The sequence below is a fragment of the Imperialibacter sp. genome, from assembly GCF_040222815.1.
Taxonomy (GTDB): Bacteria; Bacteroidota; Bacteroidia; order Cytophagales; family Cyclobacteriaceae; genus Imperialibacter.
The window spans coordinates 288,504-307,426 of the sequence record NZ_JAVKCH010000001.1 but is presented as its reverse complement, the minus strand read 5'-3'; the positions used below and the strand labels follow the sequence as shown (position 1 = coordinate 307,426).

Annotated in this window: 10 protein-coding genes; 8 read left to right on the top strand and 2 right to left on the bottom strand. The window is 46.7% G+C overall.

Annotated elements, in window-relative coordinates:
* Positions 1-192 precede the first annotated feature (192 nt).
* The 7 genes from RIF36_RS01195 to RIF36_RS01165 all read left to right on the top strand — a co-directional run bounded on the left by RIF36_RS01195 (position 193) and on the right by RIF36_RS01165 (position 14,936).
* Positions 193-1,161 (top strand): lipid A-modifier LpxR family protein, encoded by a 969-nt coding sequence (locus RIF36_RS01195; RefSeq protein ID WP_350118780.1) that lies wholly within the window; start codon positions 193-195, stop codon positions 1,159-1,161.
* A 1-nt stretch (position 1,162) separates the two neighbouring features.
* On the top strand, positions 1,163-2,107 hold the full coding sequence (locus RIF36_RS01190; protein WP_350118778.1) for a CPBP family glutamic-type intramembrane protease: 945 nt from the start codon (positions 1,163-1,165) through the stop codon (positions 2,105-2,107).
* A 109-nt stretch (positions 2,108-2,216) separates the two neighbouring features.
* Positions 2,217-5,102: a ligand-binding sensor domain-containing protein gene (locus RIF36_RS01185; protein WP_350118775.1), complete on the top strand. Its 2,886-nt coding sequence runs from the start codon at positions 2,217-2,219 to the stop codon at positions 5,100-5,102.
* Between the two features lie 109 nt (positions 5,103-5,211).
* Positions 5,212-8,259: a WD40/YVTN/BNR-like repeat-containing protein gene (locus RIF36_RS01180; RefSeq protein ID WP_350118772.1), complete on the top strand. Its 3,048-nt coding sequence runs from the start codon at positions 5,212-5,214 to the stop codon at positions 8,257-8,259.
* A gap of 214 nt (positions 8,260-8,473) precedes the next feature.
* Entirely contained in the window at positions 8,474-9,976 is a 1,503-nt protein-coding gene (locus tag RIF36_RS01175; RefSeq protein ID WP_350118801.1) for a S10 family peptidase, read from the top strand.
* Positions 9,977-10,366: 390 nt separating this feature from the next.
* A complete protein-coding gene (locus tag RIF36_RS01170; RefSeq protein WP_350092866.1) occupies positions 10,367-10,732 on the top strand; it encodes a hypothetical protein in 366 nt (121 codons plus the stop codon).
* Positions 10,733-10,784: 52 nt separating this feature from the next.
* On the top strand, positions 10,785-14,936 hold the full coding sequence (locus RIF36_RS01165) for a hybrid sensor histidine kinase/response regulator (protein WP_350118770.1): 4,152 nt from the start codon (positions 10,785-10,787) through the stop codon (positions 14,934-14,936).
* Positions 14,937-14,946: 10 nt separating this feature from the next.
* On the opposite strand, the gene RIF36_RS01160 is transcribed toward RIF36_RS01165, so the two are convergent.
* Both RIF36_RS01160 and RIF36_RS01155 read right to left on the bottom strand, forming a co-directional pair.
* Positions 14,947-15,705 (bottom strand): MBL fold metallo-hydrolase, encoded by a 759-nt coding sequence (locus tag RIF36_RS01160; RefSeq protein ID WP_350118767.1) that lies wholly within the window; start codon positions 15,703-15,705, stop codon positions 14,947-14,949.
* A 74-nt stretch (positions 15,706-15,779) separates the two neighbouring features.
* The gene (locus RIF36_RS01155) at positions 15,780-17,267 is read right to left on the bottom strand and encodes a Na+/H+ antiporter NhaC family protein (protein ID WP_350118764.1); all 1,488 of its coding nucleotides are present in this window, start codon (positions 17,265-17,267) and stop codon (positions 15,780-15,782) included.
* A 135-nt stretch (positions 17,268-17,402) separates the two neighbouring features.
* On the opposite strand from RIF36_RS01155, the gene RIF36_RS01150 reads away from it, so the two are divergent.
* Positions 17,403-18,599 (top strand): C40 family peptidase, encoded by a 1,197-nt coding sequence (locus RIF36_RS01150; protein WP_350118761.1) that lies wholly within the window; start codon positions 17,403-17,405, stop codon positions 18,597-18,599.
* Positions 18,600-18,923 lie beyond the last annotated feature (324 nt).

The following is an 18,923-nucleotide window of genomic DNA, read 5'->3' as shown; positions in this document are numbered from 1 at the left end:
ATTCGATATTTAGGCATTACTGTGCTAATACTCATATACTAAGCATGCCCCGATAATTATCGGGGCTTTGCTTTTCTACCCATTTTTTGTACTCACGGCTTCGGAAGTTGCCCAAAGCATGGGATGACCGTATCTGAAAAATAGTTTAACTTCAGCCCTTCAAAAAAAGAACGCCCTGAAAGTCGCTTTTTGATGGCCCGAAAGATCAATTTCCTTTTATGTTTAGTGTTTGGGTTTCAGGGGTGGCCATGGGTGGCCACTGTCATTGCCGGGAGTGATCCGGATAGCACCTTTTTGAGGCAGGTTCAACTCGCCGTTGACAACGACGCATACTTCTTCACTAGTTATGACAGATACTACTCAAGCGGCATATTTGCGTCATACAGCAGTTTGAAAAGCCGACTACCTTTCAGTCGCCCGAAAGAAGGAAGCATATACTCTTCTGAGGTTGTTTTCTCTCATTACATCTATACACCTAAAAACATCCTTTGGGATAAGTTAGAGCAGCTTGATCGACCTTATGCCGGGATGGCCACCCTGGGAGTTCAGCTGAATTATCTTAGACCATCAAGTGCTTTTACCATGAAAGCTGATGTGGGTTGGCTCGGCCCGGCAATCAAAACGGCGGAGTTGATGCGTTGGTGGCACGGCAGCCTGGGCATACGGCTTCCCAGGGGTTGGGATTACCAGATCAACAATACGCCGGTGTTGACTTTGACACCTTCATATTTAAAGCAATGGGCGATTAGTGAAAAACTGGACGTGGTGAGCTCCACATCCATGTCTGTAGGCACGGTGCTCGATCAAGTATCGCAAGAAGTGACATTGAGATATGGGTTGCCGGGAAGCCTGAATAAAAGTCATTTGACCAACAGTCTTTTGAATGCAGCAAAGGGGAGTGGTAAGCTCATTGAGTGGTACCTGGTGGCAAGCTGGCAAACGAGTTATGTGCTTTATAATGCCACCATCGATGGTAACTTTATTGGGCCTGAGAGCATGTACCATGAACGTTCGGAAAAAGCGGTTTTGCGTCAAACCTACGGTGCTGTGCTGGCTTACAAAAAGGCTGACTTCGAGTTATCATTTAAAACTACTTCCAGAGAAGTGAAGGGCGCTGAAAACCACCGGTATATGCGAGCAAAAATCAGCTATAGATTCTAATATGAAAGCACTTGTTCGTCAGTTGATAGATTTTCAAAAGGCCAATTTTCATCCAGGCCTCTACCTGAGCCTATTACTGTTCATTGGTATCAGTGTTGGTTTCAACTTTTCCCTCGACTTTTACGATGAGTACGTCATTAAAGGTCATAGTCCGGCGTTGCGCTGGGTGTTAGTTGCCGCATTCAATATGTTTCCTTTCATCGTTGCAGCTCTGCTTGTTTATCATTTCAAGGGAGAAAAGGCCTGGGCAAGAGACACTGGCTTTTGGTTACGGGCCGTTCTGGTGTTTGCAGTGTCGGGCTTGTCGCAATACTGGAAACCATTTGATGGATTGGTCGCCGGGCTGAATGGCAACGAATACTATTTCGCCAGCTACACATTTAGAAAGGCAGACAGCCTCGTTAATGTTTTGCTGCCCGTAGTGATCTTATATCTGTTGTTCGAGAGGGACAAGTACAAATCATTTTACGGATTACGCTCTACTCACTGGGACTGGAAGCCTTACGCACTGTTGTTTCTGGGTATGGTGGTAGTGATCGGCCTTGCTTCTTTTTTTCAGGACTTACAGGCCTACTATCCTCGCTACATGCGTACCAAAGGACCGGAACTAGCTACCGAGTTAGGCATAAGTCAATGGTGGCCTTTGCTGATCTACGAAATAGCGTACGGGAGTGATTTCGTGTCGGTTGAGCTATTCTACAGAGGTGTGCTCGTGCTGGCTTTCTATCGGTATTTTGGAGCCTATGCCGTGCTTGTTATGGTGCCGTCTTACGTTTTTCTGCACTTTGGCAAGCCCATGACTGAAGCTATCAGCTCAGCTATTGGGGGCTATGTTTTGGGTATTATTTCCCTTAACAGTCGGAACATATGGGGAGGTGTCGTGCTTCATGTTGGGGTGGCCTGGCTAATGGAGTTTTACGGCTGGCTTCAGTTGGTATTCAAGTAAGCCCGAAGTTCCAATACTGCCTTTCAAAAAGTATTCACAACTTCTTAATCGTTCGCAGTTACTTGGCATTCCGAAATTCCGTAATTTTAGGGTTCGACCTTGATCCCATATGAGACGTTTACTTGTTGGCCTGCTTCTATTTCTGTCAATTACACCTACGGTGGTAGCCCAATCTGGCTACTACTACCAAACTCATTTTACTCCCATTGAAAACAAAAGGGATCAAATCAACTATAGCATCCAGCAAGATGATTTTGGGAGGCTTTACTTTGCCAACAGACAGGGGCTTTTGCAGTTTGATGGCACTAGCTGGGACTTGATAGAAACCCCTGGGCCAACCTTCTCTATTTCTCTTAACGACTCCATAATTTACCTGGCAGGTACGTATGGCTTTGGCATGCTCACAACTGACGGTTTTGGAAACCTTACGTTCAAAAGCCTGAACGATTCTTCAAGCCAGACTCTCTCCATGACGCAGCTCATTAGTTATGGTGAGGAGCTTGTGATGACCGACGGAAAAAGTGCTTTCGCTTATGATCCGTCGTCAAAAAAATTGGAAAAAATAGCTACGGCACTACCTGTCACACAAATTGGTGTTTTTGACTCAAAGCTGGTTGCGTTCAATGCAGACACTACCTTTCTGATCAAAGGACAGGGAGTGCTGCCTTCGAGATTTGTAGAGAATGGCCCGTGGCTGGGGTGGAGCGAGTCGGCCAGTAACCAATGGATTGGGGCCAATAGAAAAAATGAACTCTACCAGATCGTAGGCGGTCAACTAGTGCCGCTAAAACTCGACGATGAGGGGTATCTGGAGGAAGCAAGGATTCTTTCCGTGACATGGATGAGTGATGACCTTGTGGCAGTGGGTACGTTACGAGGTGGGGTTGTGTTCGTAGATGTCAAGGGAAGAAAGCTGGATCAGATCGTCAATTTCCACACCGGCCTGCCCGATAACGAAACCCAGACATTATTCAGAGACAAAGACACCGGACTGTGGGTAGCGCATCCTTATGGATACACCAGAGTGTCACCAAATATCCCGTTCAAGTCTTACAACTACTACCCGGGCCTTGATGGCACGCTGTACACTTCCCGGCATTTCGACGAAAGAGTATTTGCCGGTACCAACCTGGGACTTTTTTATCTGGATCAGGTCAAGAACTTTGACGAGATCGTCTACTATATAAAAAAGAATCCCGACACGCAGCTAACCGTTGCCGACGACAGAGAGGAAGACAAAAAGGATAGCGACGGCCTTTTTTCGTTTTTTCGTTTCAATAAGAAAGATGAGAAAGTGGATGAAACAACAAAGGAGCCTGTGGCCGAAGAAGAACCGGAAGATGATAAAAAGAAGAAGGGTGGTTTGTTTTCCTTTTTGAAAAAGAATAAGGGGGAAGAAGACAAGGAAGAGGAGAAAGAAGAACCGGAGGCACCTAAGAAAGCCGTTGTCGCTTCCGCCATCGCCAAGGCAAGAAGTCAAATTGGAGGGAAAAAGAAGACTGCTACCGCAGAGCCGGTCATGGTGAGAAGGGTGAAGAAGGAGTTGCAAAGCATCACTTATGTTTATAAGAAAATAAAGGGAGTAGAAGGCCGAATCAACCAGCTGGTGCCCATTAATGATGATGAAATGATGGCTGCTGGTCTGGCAGGCGTTTTTATTGTTAAGGAAGACGCAGCAGTTCAAATATATTCAGAGGCGGTGAGGAGAGTGTTTTATGACGATGCTCAGAACCTTATTCTGATATCAACCTACCGGGGCGGGCTGCTAACAGTTGTGAACGAAGATGGAAAATGGAAAGAAACCATCTTGCTTGAGAATGTAGATGACTTTATCCAATTCATTTTCAAAGACAGAACCGGCAAAATCTGGCTGTGTACCTCGCAGAAGCTTTATTGGGCTAAGATTGAGAATAATACCCTTGTCGAGGCTGGGGAAGTCCCCATCAAGAACGACTACCTTGACCCCGTAATGGGTATTGACGATGCCAACCTTGGCGTGGTATTTATGCACGCAAAAGGCTTTTTCAAGCTGACGGGTGATACACTTGAGAAGTTTGACTGGCTGGGCATGTCAGAACCCAGCCGCTACATAAGTTCCGCCGGGCATTTGCTCGTATCTGATGGACGGTTTTGGCATAAAATGGGCTCCAAAACCGAGGCCAATGGCGCCTTTACTTTTCTTAATCTTTTTGACCATATTGTTTCGATTGACTTTGAAAAAGATGGTGATTTGTGGGTGGTTACCGCTGATAACAATTTCTATCGCATAGACCACAACAAGGCATTTGAGGCCAACTATAATCCATTTCTTAAGCACATCAGGTCGGTCAATAATCAACTACTGCCAATTGATACCAAATTGAGAGTGGAGCAGGAGAACAGCTCGCTGAGCTTTTTTTACCATCAAACGGAATATTCGGGTATCCTTAAGATAGAGTACAGGTACCGATTGCTTGGTTTGAATGAGCAATGGTCCGAGTGGTCGCTGGATAACAATACAATACAATTCTCCTATTTGCCGTCAGATAAGTACGAATTGCAGATAGAAACCCGCAATAGCTTTGGCGTCGTGAAGCCACTTGAGTCCATTTTCTTTACCGTTGTGCCACCTTATTGGCAGCGGCCGTGGTTTTATGCAGCGGAGTTTCTGTTTTTCGCTATGCTGCTGTTTTTGAGCTCAAGACTTACGAAAAGCGACCGAATGGTTGTGCTGGTGCTTAATCGCTTGCTTACCTTCCTCACAATCATCATGATCATTGAGTTTATCCAGACAATAGTCGAGGCAAATTTTGAGACAGATTCTTCGCCGGTTTTGTCCTTCTTTCTACAGGTAGCGGTGGCTTTTTGTCTCATGCCGCTTGAGAGCTTTATGAGAAGTAAGCTGTCAGGAAAAGGAGAAAAGGTCGACCGAATGGTACAGGGTCACGTGTCAAAGCTTACCAGAGGCATGGGTAAGCAATCGTCGAGAAAAAAGACAGCAGAGGAGCAGAGCTAGTAGTCTGAATCTGGTCATAGTTTTCGCAGTAAGCTAGTTTTATACAAACGGCTTAACCCTGTGAACCAACTTTTCTAACTTCGGGACATTAGAACAAGCGACCTTACTCATGAAAAAAAGTGCCCTCCTAAATGCCGCCGGTGCCGTTTTTTTGGCTCTTTTGGCTAATTTTCCTTTGCAGGCTCAGCCGTCCGAAAAACAAATATACCAGGCCTTTCAGTTTCGGAATGTTGGACCAACCCGGGGTGGCCGTGTTACTACGGTGACGGGTGTTCCAAGCGAGCCAGGCACATTTTATATGGGAGCAACTGGTGGTGGCGTTTGGAAAACTACCGACTATGGCATCAATTGGAAAAACATATCGGACGGGTATTTTGCCACTGGCTCAATCGGTGCCATCAGAGTAGCGGCCACCGATCCAAATATTATCTACGTAGGCACAGGCACTGACGGCATCCGCTCCAATGTGATCACAGGAAAAGGTGTATACAAATCAACTGATGCAGGGAAAACCTGGAGCCACCTGGGACTTGAGAAAGTTGGGCAGATTGGCGCTGTGGAGATTGATCCGACCGACCCAAAAACAGTTTTTGTGGCAGCCATGGGGCAGGCATTTCAAAACAATGAAGAGCGGGGCGTTTATAAATCGACAGACGGCGGCACTACCTGGGACAAGGTGCTTTATGATTCCGACTCGGTAGGTGCAGTAGATCTTGAATTCGCACCCAATAACCCAAATATTGTGTACGCCTCCATGTATAGGTTCAAAAGAACACCCTGGACAATCATCAGTGGGGGATACCAGGAGGGCGGAATATACAAGTCGAAAGACGGAGGCAAAACCTGGGAAAAAAAGACAAAAGGTCTGCCTGAAGGTCTTATAGGCAAAATAGACCTCGGAGTGAGTGCGGCTGACCCGCTCAGGCTCTATGCCATTGTTGAAGCTCCAGTAAAGGAGCAGGGGCTTTATCGCTCCGATGACCAGGGAGAGTCATTCGTCCATGTAAGCGACAACGAAGACCTTGTCAACAGGCCATTTTACTATATCAATGTGGATGTCAATCCGCTCAATGCATCTGACGTTTTCTCTCAGGCTAACCCGGGCATCAGGTCCAGAGATGGCGGTAAAACCTGGACAAGACTTAATCCTCCCCATGGAGACAACCACGACCTTTGGATCAACCCAAATGATTCGATGATTTGGATACAATCCAATGACGGCGGCGCTAATGTGACCCTCAATGGAGGTATCTCATGGTCAACACAAAACAATCAGCCAACGGCAGAGCTCTACCAGGTGGAAGTAGATGACCAATATCCTTATTGGCTATATGCTGGTCAGCAGGACAACTCAACAATAGCAGTGCCCAGCGCTCCACCTTATGACCATCCGTCAGGGGCTGTGGGGTACTGGATGGCAGTGGGAGGTTGCGAAACAGGCCCGGCAGTGCCAAAACCTGGTGATCCAAACATTATCTATTCGAATTGTAAAGGCCGCTTCGGAGTGTATGACAAGCGGACAGGCCAGGAAAAGCAGTACTACGTTGGTGCGTCAAATATTTACGGACACAACCCCAAAGACCTTAAATTCAGGTTTCAACGGGTAGCGCCGGTTCACGCTTCATTCCACACACCGGGAGTGGTTTATCATGGTTCGCAGTATCTCCACAAGACTGTAGATGATGGCAAAACATGGGAAATTATTTCACCCGACCTCACAGCTTTCGAAACCGACAAGCAGGTGATTTCAGGAAGCCCCATTACCCGTGATGTGACTGGAGAAGAGTACTATAGCACTATTTATGATATCAATGAATCACGGCTGAAAGAAGGTTTGATTTGGGTGGGTGCCAACGATGGCCCTGTGCACGTAACCAAAGACGGAGGCAAGACCTGGGCCAATGTGACGCCAAAGATGCCAAAGGGCGGCAGGGTTGACTGCGTAGAGCCGTCTCCGCACCAGGAAGGAAAGGCGTATGTGGCTGTGCTTCGCTATCAGCTGGGTGACTGGAAGCCTTACCTTTTTAAAACTACTGACTACGGTAGTAACTGGACAGCTATCACCAACGGCATTCCCGACGATCACCCAACAAGAACGATTCGGGAAGACCCGGAAAAGGAGGGGGTACTTTATGCAGGCACAGAATTTGGCCTGTACATTTCTTTCGATGACGGAGCTAACTGGGAGTCATTTCAGCAAAACCTTCCTGTGACACCCATCACCGATATCAAGGTGTTTCGCAATGACCTGATACTTTCCACTATGGGAAGAGGATTCTACATAATGGACAATATTAGTGCGCTGCATTCGATCAAGACAGTTTCATCAAAAGGAGCTCATTTGTTCAAACCCGAAGTAGCTCATAGGTTCCGCTACAGATATAATGGAGAAGGGAAATACCCAGAGTATCCCGACGCTGCCGTCACCATCGATTATTACCTTAAAGACAAAGCCGAGTCGGACATTATTTTGGAAATTACCGATAAAGACGGAAACACCGTCAGTTCGTTCACCAGCGCCAGCAGACCCAAGACTGACAAAGGAACCACCGATATGGCCACCGGCTTCTTTACCAAAGGAGGCAAGCCAGGACTGCCAAACAAAGTGGGTACCAACCGCTTTCAATGGGATATGACACATGTGGGTGCCTGGAGTGCTGACACACGCAGAGCGTTTAGCAACGGCCCTATGATATCCCCTGGAACTTTCACAGCCAAGTTTACCATTGCTGGTAATACCTATAGCGAAAGCTTCGATGTGCTGATCGATCCGAAAGTTGCTGACGCCGGCGTTACTCAGGAAGAGCTGCTGGCCCAGGAAAAGCTGGCACTACAGGTAAGAGATTTATTGTCAGAGGCTAGCCATTTGGAGGATGATATTAAGCAAGCGGTAAAGGCCCTGGACGGAAACAAGTCAGGAAATGCCAGGAAGAAATTGGCTGCGCTTCAGTCGCTTCAGGATCAGGTAACTACCCCGGAAGGAATATACATGCAGCCGATGTTAGTTGATCAAATCCGGTACCTTTCTTTCATGTTGAACAGGGCTGACCAGATGCCAGGAAAAGACGCATATGACCGTTACGATGAGCTGTCGAACTTGTTGAGTAAAATCAAGGCTGATTACAGTGGAATGGTCGACATCAACAGTAAAAGATAGAAAGTACTGACAAAAAAGGAAAAGCTGCCCCAAAAGCCAAGACACTGACTTGAGCTTTCGGGGCAGCTTCATTTTTTGAGTGCCCGTTGCACATTCTTCCATCAGTGGCTACCACTCAACATCTCAAGGAGATTTCTATCAAGATTCTGAGCAAACGAACTTTACATATGTCTATTTTTCGGGGACTTAAATCAACTATCATTTACCAATCATGATGAAAAAGATACTTTTAAGAAGTTTGCTGCTAGTCTTCTGTGCTGCTTCCGTGGCCAGAGCCCAGGAGAAAGCGACAGCGATGCCGGAAAGAACCTTGCCAGCAGAGTCGGCGGTCACTACCACCCATGAGGTAACAATAAAAGGCAAGAGAATTCCATACAAAGCTACAGCGGGTACTCAGCCAGTATGGAGTGAGGATGGCAAAGTGATAGCCTCCATGTTTTACACTTATTATGAAAGAACTGACATCACGAACAAGGCCAACAGACCGCTCGTGATTTCGTTCAACGGCGGGCCTGGCTCAGCATCGGTGTGGATGCACATCGCTTACACTGGTCCGGTGGTATTGAATATCGACAGTGAAGGTTATCCTCTACAGCCATATGGTGTGAAGGAGAACCCTAATTCGATTCTCGATGTGGCCGACATTGTTTATATCGATCCTGTAAACACTGGGTTTTCCCGCATACTGGATCCAAAAGCAGAGAAGTCAGTGTTTTTTGGTGTGAATGCCGACATCAAATACCTGGCCGACTGGCTGGATGTGTTTGTGTCGAGAGTAAGCAGATGGTCGTCACCCAAATACATCATTGGAGAGAGCTACGGCACCACCAGGGTTTCAGGTTTGGCATTGGAGCTGCAAAACGCACATTGGATGTACTTTAATGGGGTGATTCTTGTATCACCTACAGGTCTTGGAATTGACCGTGATGGCCCCGTGCATGATGCGTTGTACCTGCCTTACTATGCCGCTACTGCCTGGTACCATAAAATGCTTCCCGCCGATTTACAGGCCAAAGACCTTGATGATATTTTACCCGAAGTTGAAGCATACACCATCGACGAGGTGATTCCAGCTATGACGAGAGGTGGGTTTATCACTGAAGCAAAAAGGAAAGAAGTGGCCGCTAAAATGTCCAGATACTCTGGCATAAAGGAGTCGGTGCTACTTCAGCACAATTTGGCGATACCTACCAGTGTCTACTGGAAAGAGCTTCTGAGGGATCAGGGAATGACAGTCGGCAGGCTCGACAGCCGCTACAAAGGAATTGACAGGCAAGATGCCGGCGACCGCCGTGACTACGACCCGGCTTTAACCATGTGGAACCACGAGTTTGCTCCTGCGATTAACTATTACCTGAGAGACGTACTTAAATTCAAAACAGATTTACAATACAACCTTTTCGGGCCAGTGCACCCATGGGACAGAAGCGGCGATCAAACCGGCGAGAATCTTCGCCAGGCCATGGCTCAGAACCCTTATATGCATGTAATGATCCAGTCAGGCTATTACGATGGTGGCACCGACTACTTCAACGCCAAGTATTCGATGTGGCAAATGGATCCCAGTGGTAAGCTGAAGGACAGACTGCGCTGGGAGGGCTACAGAAGCGGCCACATGATGTACCTGAGGGCTGAAGATTTGGTGACTTCGAATGACCACATCAGAGACTTTATTCAGAAATCGCTGCCAGGCCCCAACAAGCCTGCTAAATATTAATTACCCAGTGAGTTTATAGAGTGGAGCTGCCTCGAAAGGGGTGGCTTTTTTTCGTTTTCAGGTCACTGGCACATCAGATAAAGCCTGGTCGAACATGTAACCTTTCTGTCTTCATTTAAAGGTTTGTGCCTGATGAGGGAACTCAACAAGTGCTGTGAGAAGCGCCAAAATAGTGCTAATTCCTTCCCCTTTCGGTGATCGTCCCCAATTCCTTCGTTTAGAGCGATTTAACTACGGATGTAAGAAACACCCGTGTAAACCAAAAAATGCCCCCCGGGCGGCTTGTAAATTTACGGTCATATAATTTAGGTATAATCGCATGAATTGGTCGACTATGGTTTTCACTCCTTGCGCCAAACATAAATAACTTGCCTCTCTTAAATTAATGATATGAACACATCAACATCGATCGAACAGCCAAAGTCACTGAATATCGACTTTGAACTTTATGCAGACAATGATCAGGAATTTAAAAAAGAACTGTGCTTTCTCCTGATTGACAATGTAAAGGAGCTTCATAAAGCATTACAAGAGTCAGCTCAGACTGGAGATCTGGCAACCTTCACAACAATATGTCATAAGGTTACTGTAAGTATCGATATGATTAATGATGACGAATTAAATAGATTAATCGAGAAGGTTAAAGACGCATTTTACGCTCAGCATCCAGTGCTGATCGCTCGTTACACTTCCACACTCAGCGCAGCCTTGCTTCAATTGGCAATAGATATCGAACTGGAGGCAGACATAACTTAGCACCGACTCCTTGCAACACATTGTACCTCCTGCACTCACCCTACACTCTCTTATGAAATATTCACTTGCACTCTCACTGCGACCTTTGGCACTTGTTTTTGCCATGCTTCTGCTTTCATCTGACCTTCTGGTGGCCCAAAACAAAAACTTTAAATTTGGCCAGCTTAGCATTGACGACGGTCTTTCCAATACCAATGTTATCTGCATTCTGCAGGACAGCCGTGGTTTCCTTTGGTTTGGTACCCGTGACGGGCTCAACAAGTATGATGGCTATAATTTTACCGTTTACAGCCATGACACTAAAGACAGTACCACCCTGGGCGCCAATCTGATAACTGGTATTGTAGAAGATGAAAATCATAATCTGTGGATAACCACGGAAGGTGGAGGGCTAAATAGGTACGACAGGTTTGCCGATAGTTTTCAAAGGTTTCAACACAACAGTAACGATCCTGAAAGCATTGCCAGTAACATTGCCGTCAGTTTGGCCCAGGATCGCCAGGGTAACCTTTGGATAGGCACAGAGAGTTCTGGGCTCGAGTTTTTTGACAAAAGGACGCAAAAGTTCACCCACTACAGTCACGACCCCGCCGACAGCCGGACGTTAAGTGACAAGAATGTGGAGGCGGTATATGTCGACAAAGACGATAACGTTTGGGTCGGGACAAACAAAGGCGGACTTAACCTTTTGGATAGAAAAAATTCAACATTTACTCACTTTGCCAACGATCCGGCTGACTCAACCTCCCCATTGGCCAGCAATTATGTCAGGGCAATTTATCAGGATAAAAAGGGAAGACTATGGATTGGTACGGGTGGCGGCGGCTTGCATTTATTTGACTACGAAAGCGGGAAAGTAAGCAAGGTTCAAACCCAAAAAAGAATGGGTAACGAAATGATTCATGCCCTTGGAGAAGACGATGAAGGGAATATTTGGATCGGCCACGAGAACGGATCGCTTGTGATTTACGACCCCACAGCAGGCACCTATGTTGACTACGCTAAGAGCGAAGGCGAGTTTGGTCTGAAAAGCAATTCAATTTGGTCCTTTCTCACAGACGCCAAAGGAACCATGTGGATTGGGACGTTCAATGGTGGCGTAAATTTTGTCGACAAGGATGTTAACAAATTTGGCCACTATCAGCACAATCAGTCAACCAACAGCCTTAGCAACAATATGGTACTCTGTTTTCTTGAGGAAGACGAAGGAAATGTTTGGATTGGCACCGATGGTGGTGGGCTGAATTTGTTCAATGAAGCGGATAAGTCCTTTGTTCATTACGAGCACGTCGAAGGAGATCCCAATACTATCTGCGGAAACTATGTGCTCACGGTGATCAAGGACGATGAGGACAACCTTTGGATTGGAACCTGGGGCGATGGACTTACAGTATTCAATAGAAAGAAAAACACTTTTACGCATTACAAGAACGACCCTGCTGACCCGAACAGCCTCAGTAGCAATAATGTATGGAGCTTGTACCAGGACCACGAAGGAACTGTTTGGGTTGGTACCTACCATGGAGGGCTGAACCGATTCGACAAGGAATCTAACGGTTTTGAGCGATTTGTCGTCGAAGAAGGTAATTCAAAAAGCCTTTCGAATATCAATGTAACGTCGTTTCTGGAAGATGAGATGGGCAATCTATTGATTGGCACCCACGGTGGAGGAGTGAACATTCTTAACAGACAGACAATGGAGTTCTCGTTGTTTGACAATGGCAAGATATCAAGCAATATGATATCGAATCTTACCAAAGACTCCAGGGGCAACATACTTGTGAGTACCGACAATGGACTAAACATAGTAGACAAGACCGGGCAGTCTGTCGAAGTTATTCAGACGGCAAATGGGTTGCTGAACAACACAGTAGGTGGTGTGATTGAAGACGAGCTAGGCAACCTTTGGATAGGCACCAATGGCGGTATTTCGAAATATAACCCGGGCAAAAAGGAAATAAAAAACTACACGGCCTCCGATGGACTCCAGAAAGCGGAATTTAAGGACCACGCTTACCTCAGGTCCAGCAACGGAATGTTCTATTTCGGGGGAAATGATGGTTTCAATGTTTTTGACCCGGACAGCATAGAAAGCGTTTCGTTCGATCCTCCAATAGTTTTGACAAGTTTCAAGGTGTTCAATGAAGAACTGCCCATATCTGCTGCCGACAAAAGCAAGTACCAGCTGAAACGTCATATTACCGAGGCCGACAAGGTGATTCTTTCATTTGAGCAAGCCGTGTTAACCATTGAATTTGCGTCACTTAACTACACCACCTCCGAAAGGAAGCAGTACCAGTATATGCTGGAAGGGTTTGATGAGGAGTGGAATAAAGTTGGTAATAAAAATTCCGCCACGTACACCAACCTGGATCCAGGCAACTACATCTTTTTGGTCAAGGGATTGGACAACGAAGGTAATTGGTCAGAAAATGTAGCTAAGCTTGAAATTGAAATTCTTCCACCTTTTTGGCTGACGTGGTGGTTCAAAATATCTTCAGTTATTGGCGTTGTTATTCTTCTGGTCAGCTACTACAGAATTAAAATGGGCAGAGTAAGGAGCCAAAAGCTGCGGCTTGAAAAGCAGGTGGAAGAACGCACGAGGCAATTGGAAACTTCTACTAATCAGGAGCGTGAGGCCAGGCTGGAGGCAGAAAAGGCCAACAAAGCCAAAAGCGTTTTCCTGGCTACTATGAGTCATGAAATACGAACACCGTTGAATGGTGTGTTGGGGATGGCCTCTCTTTTAGCAGAAACTTCCCTCGACGATGAGCAAAAGGAATATTCAGAAACAATCAAGATTTGCGGTGAAGGCCTTTTGAGCGTTATTAATGACATTCTCGATTTCTCAAAAATAGAGTCCGGCAATATCGAGCTCGAAGAAAAGGACTTTGACCTCAGAAACTGTATCGAAGAAGTGCTGGACATGTTCGCTAACAGAGCGACTGTGGCAGGGCTTGACCTCATCTACCAAATTGGCTACAATGTGCCTACGCAAGTAGTGGGGGATAGTCACCGATTGAAACAGGTATTGGTAAACCTGGTTAGCAATGCTATCAAATTCACCAAGGACGGAGAAATTTTCGTCAATGTAAAACTGGGACAAGGCTCCAATGGAAAAGTGGGACTTCAAATTGATGTAAGTGACACTGGCATTGGAATACAAGAAGACAAGATAGAACGCCTTTTTAAGCCATTTTCACAGGTCGATAGCTCAACTACCCGTGAGTATGGGGGAACTGGTCTTGGGCTGGTGATCTGCGAAAGACTTGTTGGGCTGATGGGTGGAAAAATTGAAGTGCAAAGCACTCCTGGCATTGGCACGGTATTTTCCTTCAACATAGTCGTTGGGGTAAGCCAGCAGGCGCTGCGAACCTATGTGCATTTCAATGTTGCAGGTTTGGAGGGAAAGAAGGTGCTTGTAATTGATGATAATTCAACGAATTTAAAAATTTTGAGTAACCAGCTTGAGCTGTGGAAGTTGGCTGCTTCAGTTGCTACTTCGGGTACCGAAGCCCTGGAGCTGGTGAAACGAGAAGGCGCTTTCGACCTCATCATCACCGACATGCATATGCCGGAAATGGACGGAGTGACCCTCGCAACAGGCTTAAAAAAGCTAAACAAGGATACACCCATTATCCTCTTGAGTTCTTTGGGCAACGATCATCACAAGACGTACACAGACCTGTTTGCTGCCGTGCTCACCAAGCCGGTTCGTCAGAGTGTGCTTTACAAAGCAATTATTGATCAGTTAAAGGGCATGACGACGAAAACTAAGGAAGAGCCAACCCCATCCAACCAGTTAAACGTTGAGTTTTCGAAATCGCACGCTCTCAATGTACTAATCGCCGAGGATAACCTGGTCAACCAAAAACTGGCGGAGCGGGTGCTGAGCAAGCTCGGGTACAGCCCTGTAATTGTTCAAAATGGCCAGGAGGCAGTGGATGCTGTGCTTGAGGGTGCATTTGATCTCGTGTTCATGGATGTACAAATGCCCGTACTCGATGGCCTTGAGGCCACAAAACAAATACGACAGATGACCGGAGAGCAGCCAATTATTGTGGCCATGACAGCAAATGCCATGCAGGGCGACAGCGATATTTGCATTGCCGCAGGTATGGACGACTATATCAGCAAGCCGATAAAGGTAGAAGAACTCGTTGTATTGCTCAGGAAAGTGTCGACTATGAGTGTAACAACCTGATTAGTGCCGGTTAGTATGTATTTGCCTTCTCCTGGCTTTTCTCATACCGTTTTGTGAGCTTTAAGAGCTTGGCATTAACATCTTTGTCAAGCAAGCCGCCGTGGTAGCAAACCAGCTTGTCTATCACCAAGCTCTCAAGTTTGCCAACAGACGCAAGAGCTGCTGGCATGTCAAGAGTGAATTGAGGGTTGGCGATTTCCAGCTCCCCATTTTCCACCACCACGGCATCTGCGGCTATCAGGGTATGGCTATCCTTCAAATAGAGGGAAATATGGCCTGGCATGTGGCCAGGCGTATGAATAATCTCAACTCCTTCCAGCAACTCGGCTTCGTTACTCAGCCCAAAAACTTCATCGACCGGAACAGCTTTCATTCGCTTTAATTGGTCAATAAAATAGCGTGCGCCTTCTTTGTAAGACTCCGGGAGCTGATCATAGGTGTCTTCAGCCTGGGTCAGTCTGAGCGACTTTTTGCTACCGTCGATATACCCCGCTTCCTGGTCGGATGACCAAACCTTCAGGTGTGGGTGCTTCGCCTTTATTTCGAAAAGGCCTCCCATGTGATCAATATCATGATGGGTGACGAAAATGCCGGTTAGTTCATTGAAGGAAAGGTTGACCTCAGACAAGGCCTCTTCCAGCTTCGGCAGAAAGCCTTCGTAGCCGCAGTCGATGAGCAAGGTTTCACTGCCCGACTGAATAACTGTTGGGTAAATGGCCTCTTCGGTGCCATTGAAGTTGAATTTAATCTCAAGTAAATGAAAGCTCATTTGAATAGCCGGATAGCGTTACAAATGATCCCATACGAAAAATGAGAGAAAAATGTTGACCAGTCTGTTAGGCCTTAAAGCGTCACAAAACCCACAATGACGTACAGCACTACTGTGATGCCACCAGCCACAAGTGCATAGGGCATCTGGGTTCGCACATGGTCGATGTGGTCAGAAGCAGATGCCATTGACGAAATCATGGTCGTGTCGGAGATAGGAGAGCAGTGGTCGCCGAATACACCGCCACCCAATGCGGCAGCTATGGCCACATGAGGGTCGGTGCCGAACGACTGCGCCATGGGTACGGCAATGGAAATCATAATCGCAAAGGTGCCCCATGAGGTACCTGTTGAAAAAGCAATGAAACAACTCACTGCAAAAACAATGGCAGGCACCAGCGCTGGCGACAACCAGCTTTTTGTTACCTCGGCCACGTAAAAACCCGTACCTAATGTCTTGCAAAGGCTTCCAATGGCAAAGGCAAGCACCATAAGCAACGCCATGGAAATCATACCGCTCATGCCTTTTAGCGTCAGATTAATCATTTCTTTGCCAGTCATGATGCCTTGCAAGCCATACATGGTAGCCGCTACGGCCAGCGAAGTGATAACCGCATAAGTAACCGAAGCGGATCCTGAACCACCGCCTATGGCCTCGAAGACGGCGTCAAACATACCGGGCTGCTGCGACCAGTTGATGCTGCCCCAGCCGGTATAAACCAAAAAAATGGGCATCATCACCACCATGGTCACGATGGGCACCAGCATATTGATGGCCCGCTGAGGCTTGCCCTCAATGGGTGCTATGATGGTAATCTCCTCTGATATCATCGGCGTGGCACCATCTGCAATAACTTTGCCCTCCACACGAGCCCTGGTTTCGGCCTTTTTCATCGGCCCAAAATCTTTATTGGTGATGATAATCCAAAAGAGAAAAGCAACGGCCAGCAACGGATAGAAATTAAATGGGAGCGAGGCAAACAATGTGGAAAAAGGCCGATCAAAACCCTGCATAAGGAGCAAACCCATGATATAGGCTCCCCAGGCATTGAAAGGGATGAGGATACAGGAAGGGGCAGAACTAGAGTCACATATATAAGCCAGTTTTTCTCTGGAAATCTTCAGTTGATCAAAAAGGGGTCTGTATAAGGTACCTGTAGTAAGTACCGAAATATTGGACTCCACGAAAATGAGCATCCCGGTTATACCCGCCAGTAGTCTCACATACAGCCCTTTTTTCTCGGCGTTGTCCTTGTGAGCGCTCTCCATTTTCTTGTTCACATACACGATGAAGCCTTCAACGCCGCCGGATCGCTGAATGAAGGCAATCAGAGCGCCGATAAACAAGGTGAAAATCACCGTTCTGGTGTTTCCGTCATCTTTGAATACGTCCACCATCGCCTGCACGGTATTCAACGACCCTATGAAAGGATTCCACCCCGCCAGAATGACGTAGCCCAGCCAGATGCCTATGACAAGCGCAACAAACACCTGCTTGGTGCGGATAGCGAGAAAAATAGCGATAACAGGAGGGAGGAGCGAAAGAAAGCCGTAGTGATCCATGTATTGAATTAATCGTAGTCAGCTAAAACTACTAAATGATTTTATAAAAATTGTGGCTGATATGATTAATGCGTAAAATCGTTTTTGAATTCAACTAGAAGACCTATTCTGTCCAAACAGCGGTCATCAGAAACTATGAAAATGTATATCAAGCCATTCTTTACGATAATTGTGCTGTCTGCATGTGTGGCAGGTTGCAAGCCGACCAGCGAAGAACAGAAAGAACCCTTTGCAGACGAAAAAATTGCCGAAATGAGGCTGCAATTTGCTCCTGATAAACGGGTGGCTTTGTTTCAGGTGGCATCACGAAATGAAGGATTAAAGACCGTATTAACCGGTGAAACAAATATACCCGAGGCAAAAGCAGCGCTGCTTGACTCGCTAAAAGACCAAGGGCTGTCGGTCACTGACAGCATTCAGGTATTGCCGTCGGCTGCATTGGAAGGAAAAATTTATGGGCTAGTCAACAACTCTGTCGCTAATATCCGTTCGGATCCTCGCCACTCCGGTGAATTGGCCACTCAGGCACTTTTGGGCACTCCGCTCAACGTGCTGAAGCAAAGTGGCGAGTGGTACCTGGTGCAAACGCCCGATAAGTACATTTCATGGGTAGACCATGGTGGTCTTGTTGTGCTTGATAAGGCTGGTTTCGAAACCTGGAAAGGCAGAGAAAAAATCATTTACACCCGGATTGCAGGGTTTTCATACACAGCCGACAGCGACACTGCTCAGCCGGTGTCCGACCTGGTCATGGGCTGCGTGCTGGAGCTGGTGAGCGAAGGGAAAGATTTCTATCAGGTGAAATACCCTGATGGAAGAGAAGCATTTGTAAATAAAAAGGAAGCGAAGCCCGTCGACAGCTGGCTGGCACAGGCGAACCCCACTGGCGATAATTTAACACACATTGCTTTTCAACTAATGGGCGCTCCCTATCTATGGGGTGGCACATCCTCCAAAGGAATGGATTGCAGCGGCTTTACCAAGACAGTATACTTCATGAATGGACTGGTGATTCCACGTGATGCCTCACAGCAGGTGCATGCTGGCCAGCCTGTTGACTCGGAGCAACCATTTGATCAATTGGAAGTAGGTGACCTGTTGTTTTTTGGCACACCAGCTACTTCAGATAAGAAAGAACGGGTGGTGCATGTGGGCATGTGGATCGGTGACAAAAAGTTCATCCATGCGTCAGGCCAGGTACGGGTCAGCAGCGTTGATCCAGATGACGAGCATTATGACGAATACAATGTCAATCGTTTTTTGAGGGCCCGTCGGTATGCCCCCGGCTTAGAAGGAAGTATTCTTGAACTAAAAAATGAAGTCCTTTTCTAATGCAAACCCCTGGCTTAGGTGCTTAAACCTTGGCCTCTAAAAAATGCCCTCAAGGGTTATGAAACGGTCACTGTGTACCTTTTTTCGCCCTTCTTTTTCTCTGTCTGATGGTTGACTGAATACCTGACAGGTTTTTCTTCAAACCTAATGAGACCTTTTCTTTGATGAAAAAATCTTGCGGCGTCACTAAAGGGTGATTTTGGTGCAGTTATCTCGCTCATTTTTTATCTGGTTTATCGTGTCTACATGGTAAAATTACCATGAGGCTCTCAACCAGAAAATGAGATCGATCAACTGACGAAAAAGACTTTTGTCAGTTTTTTC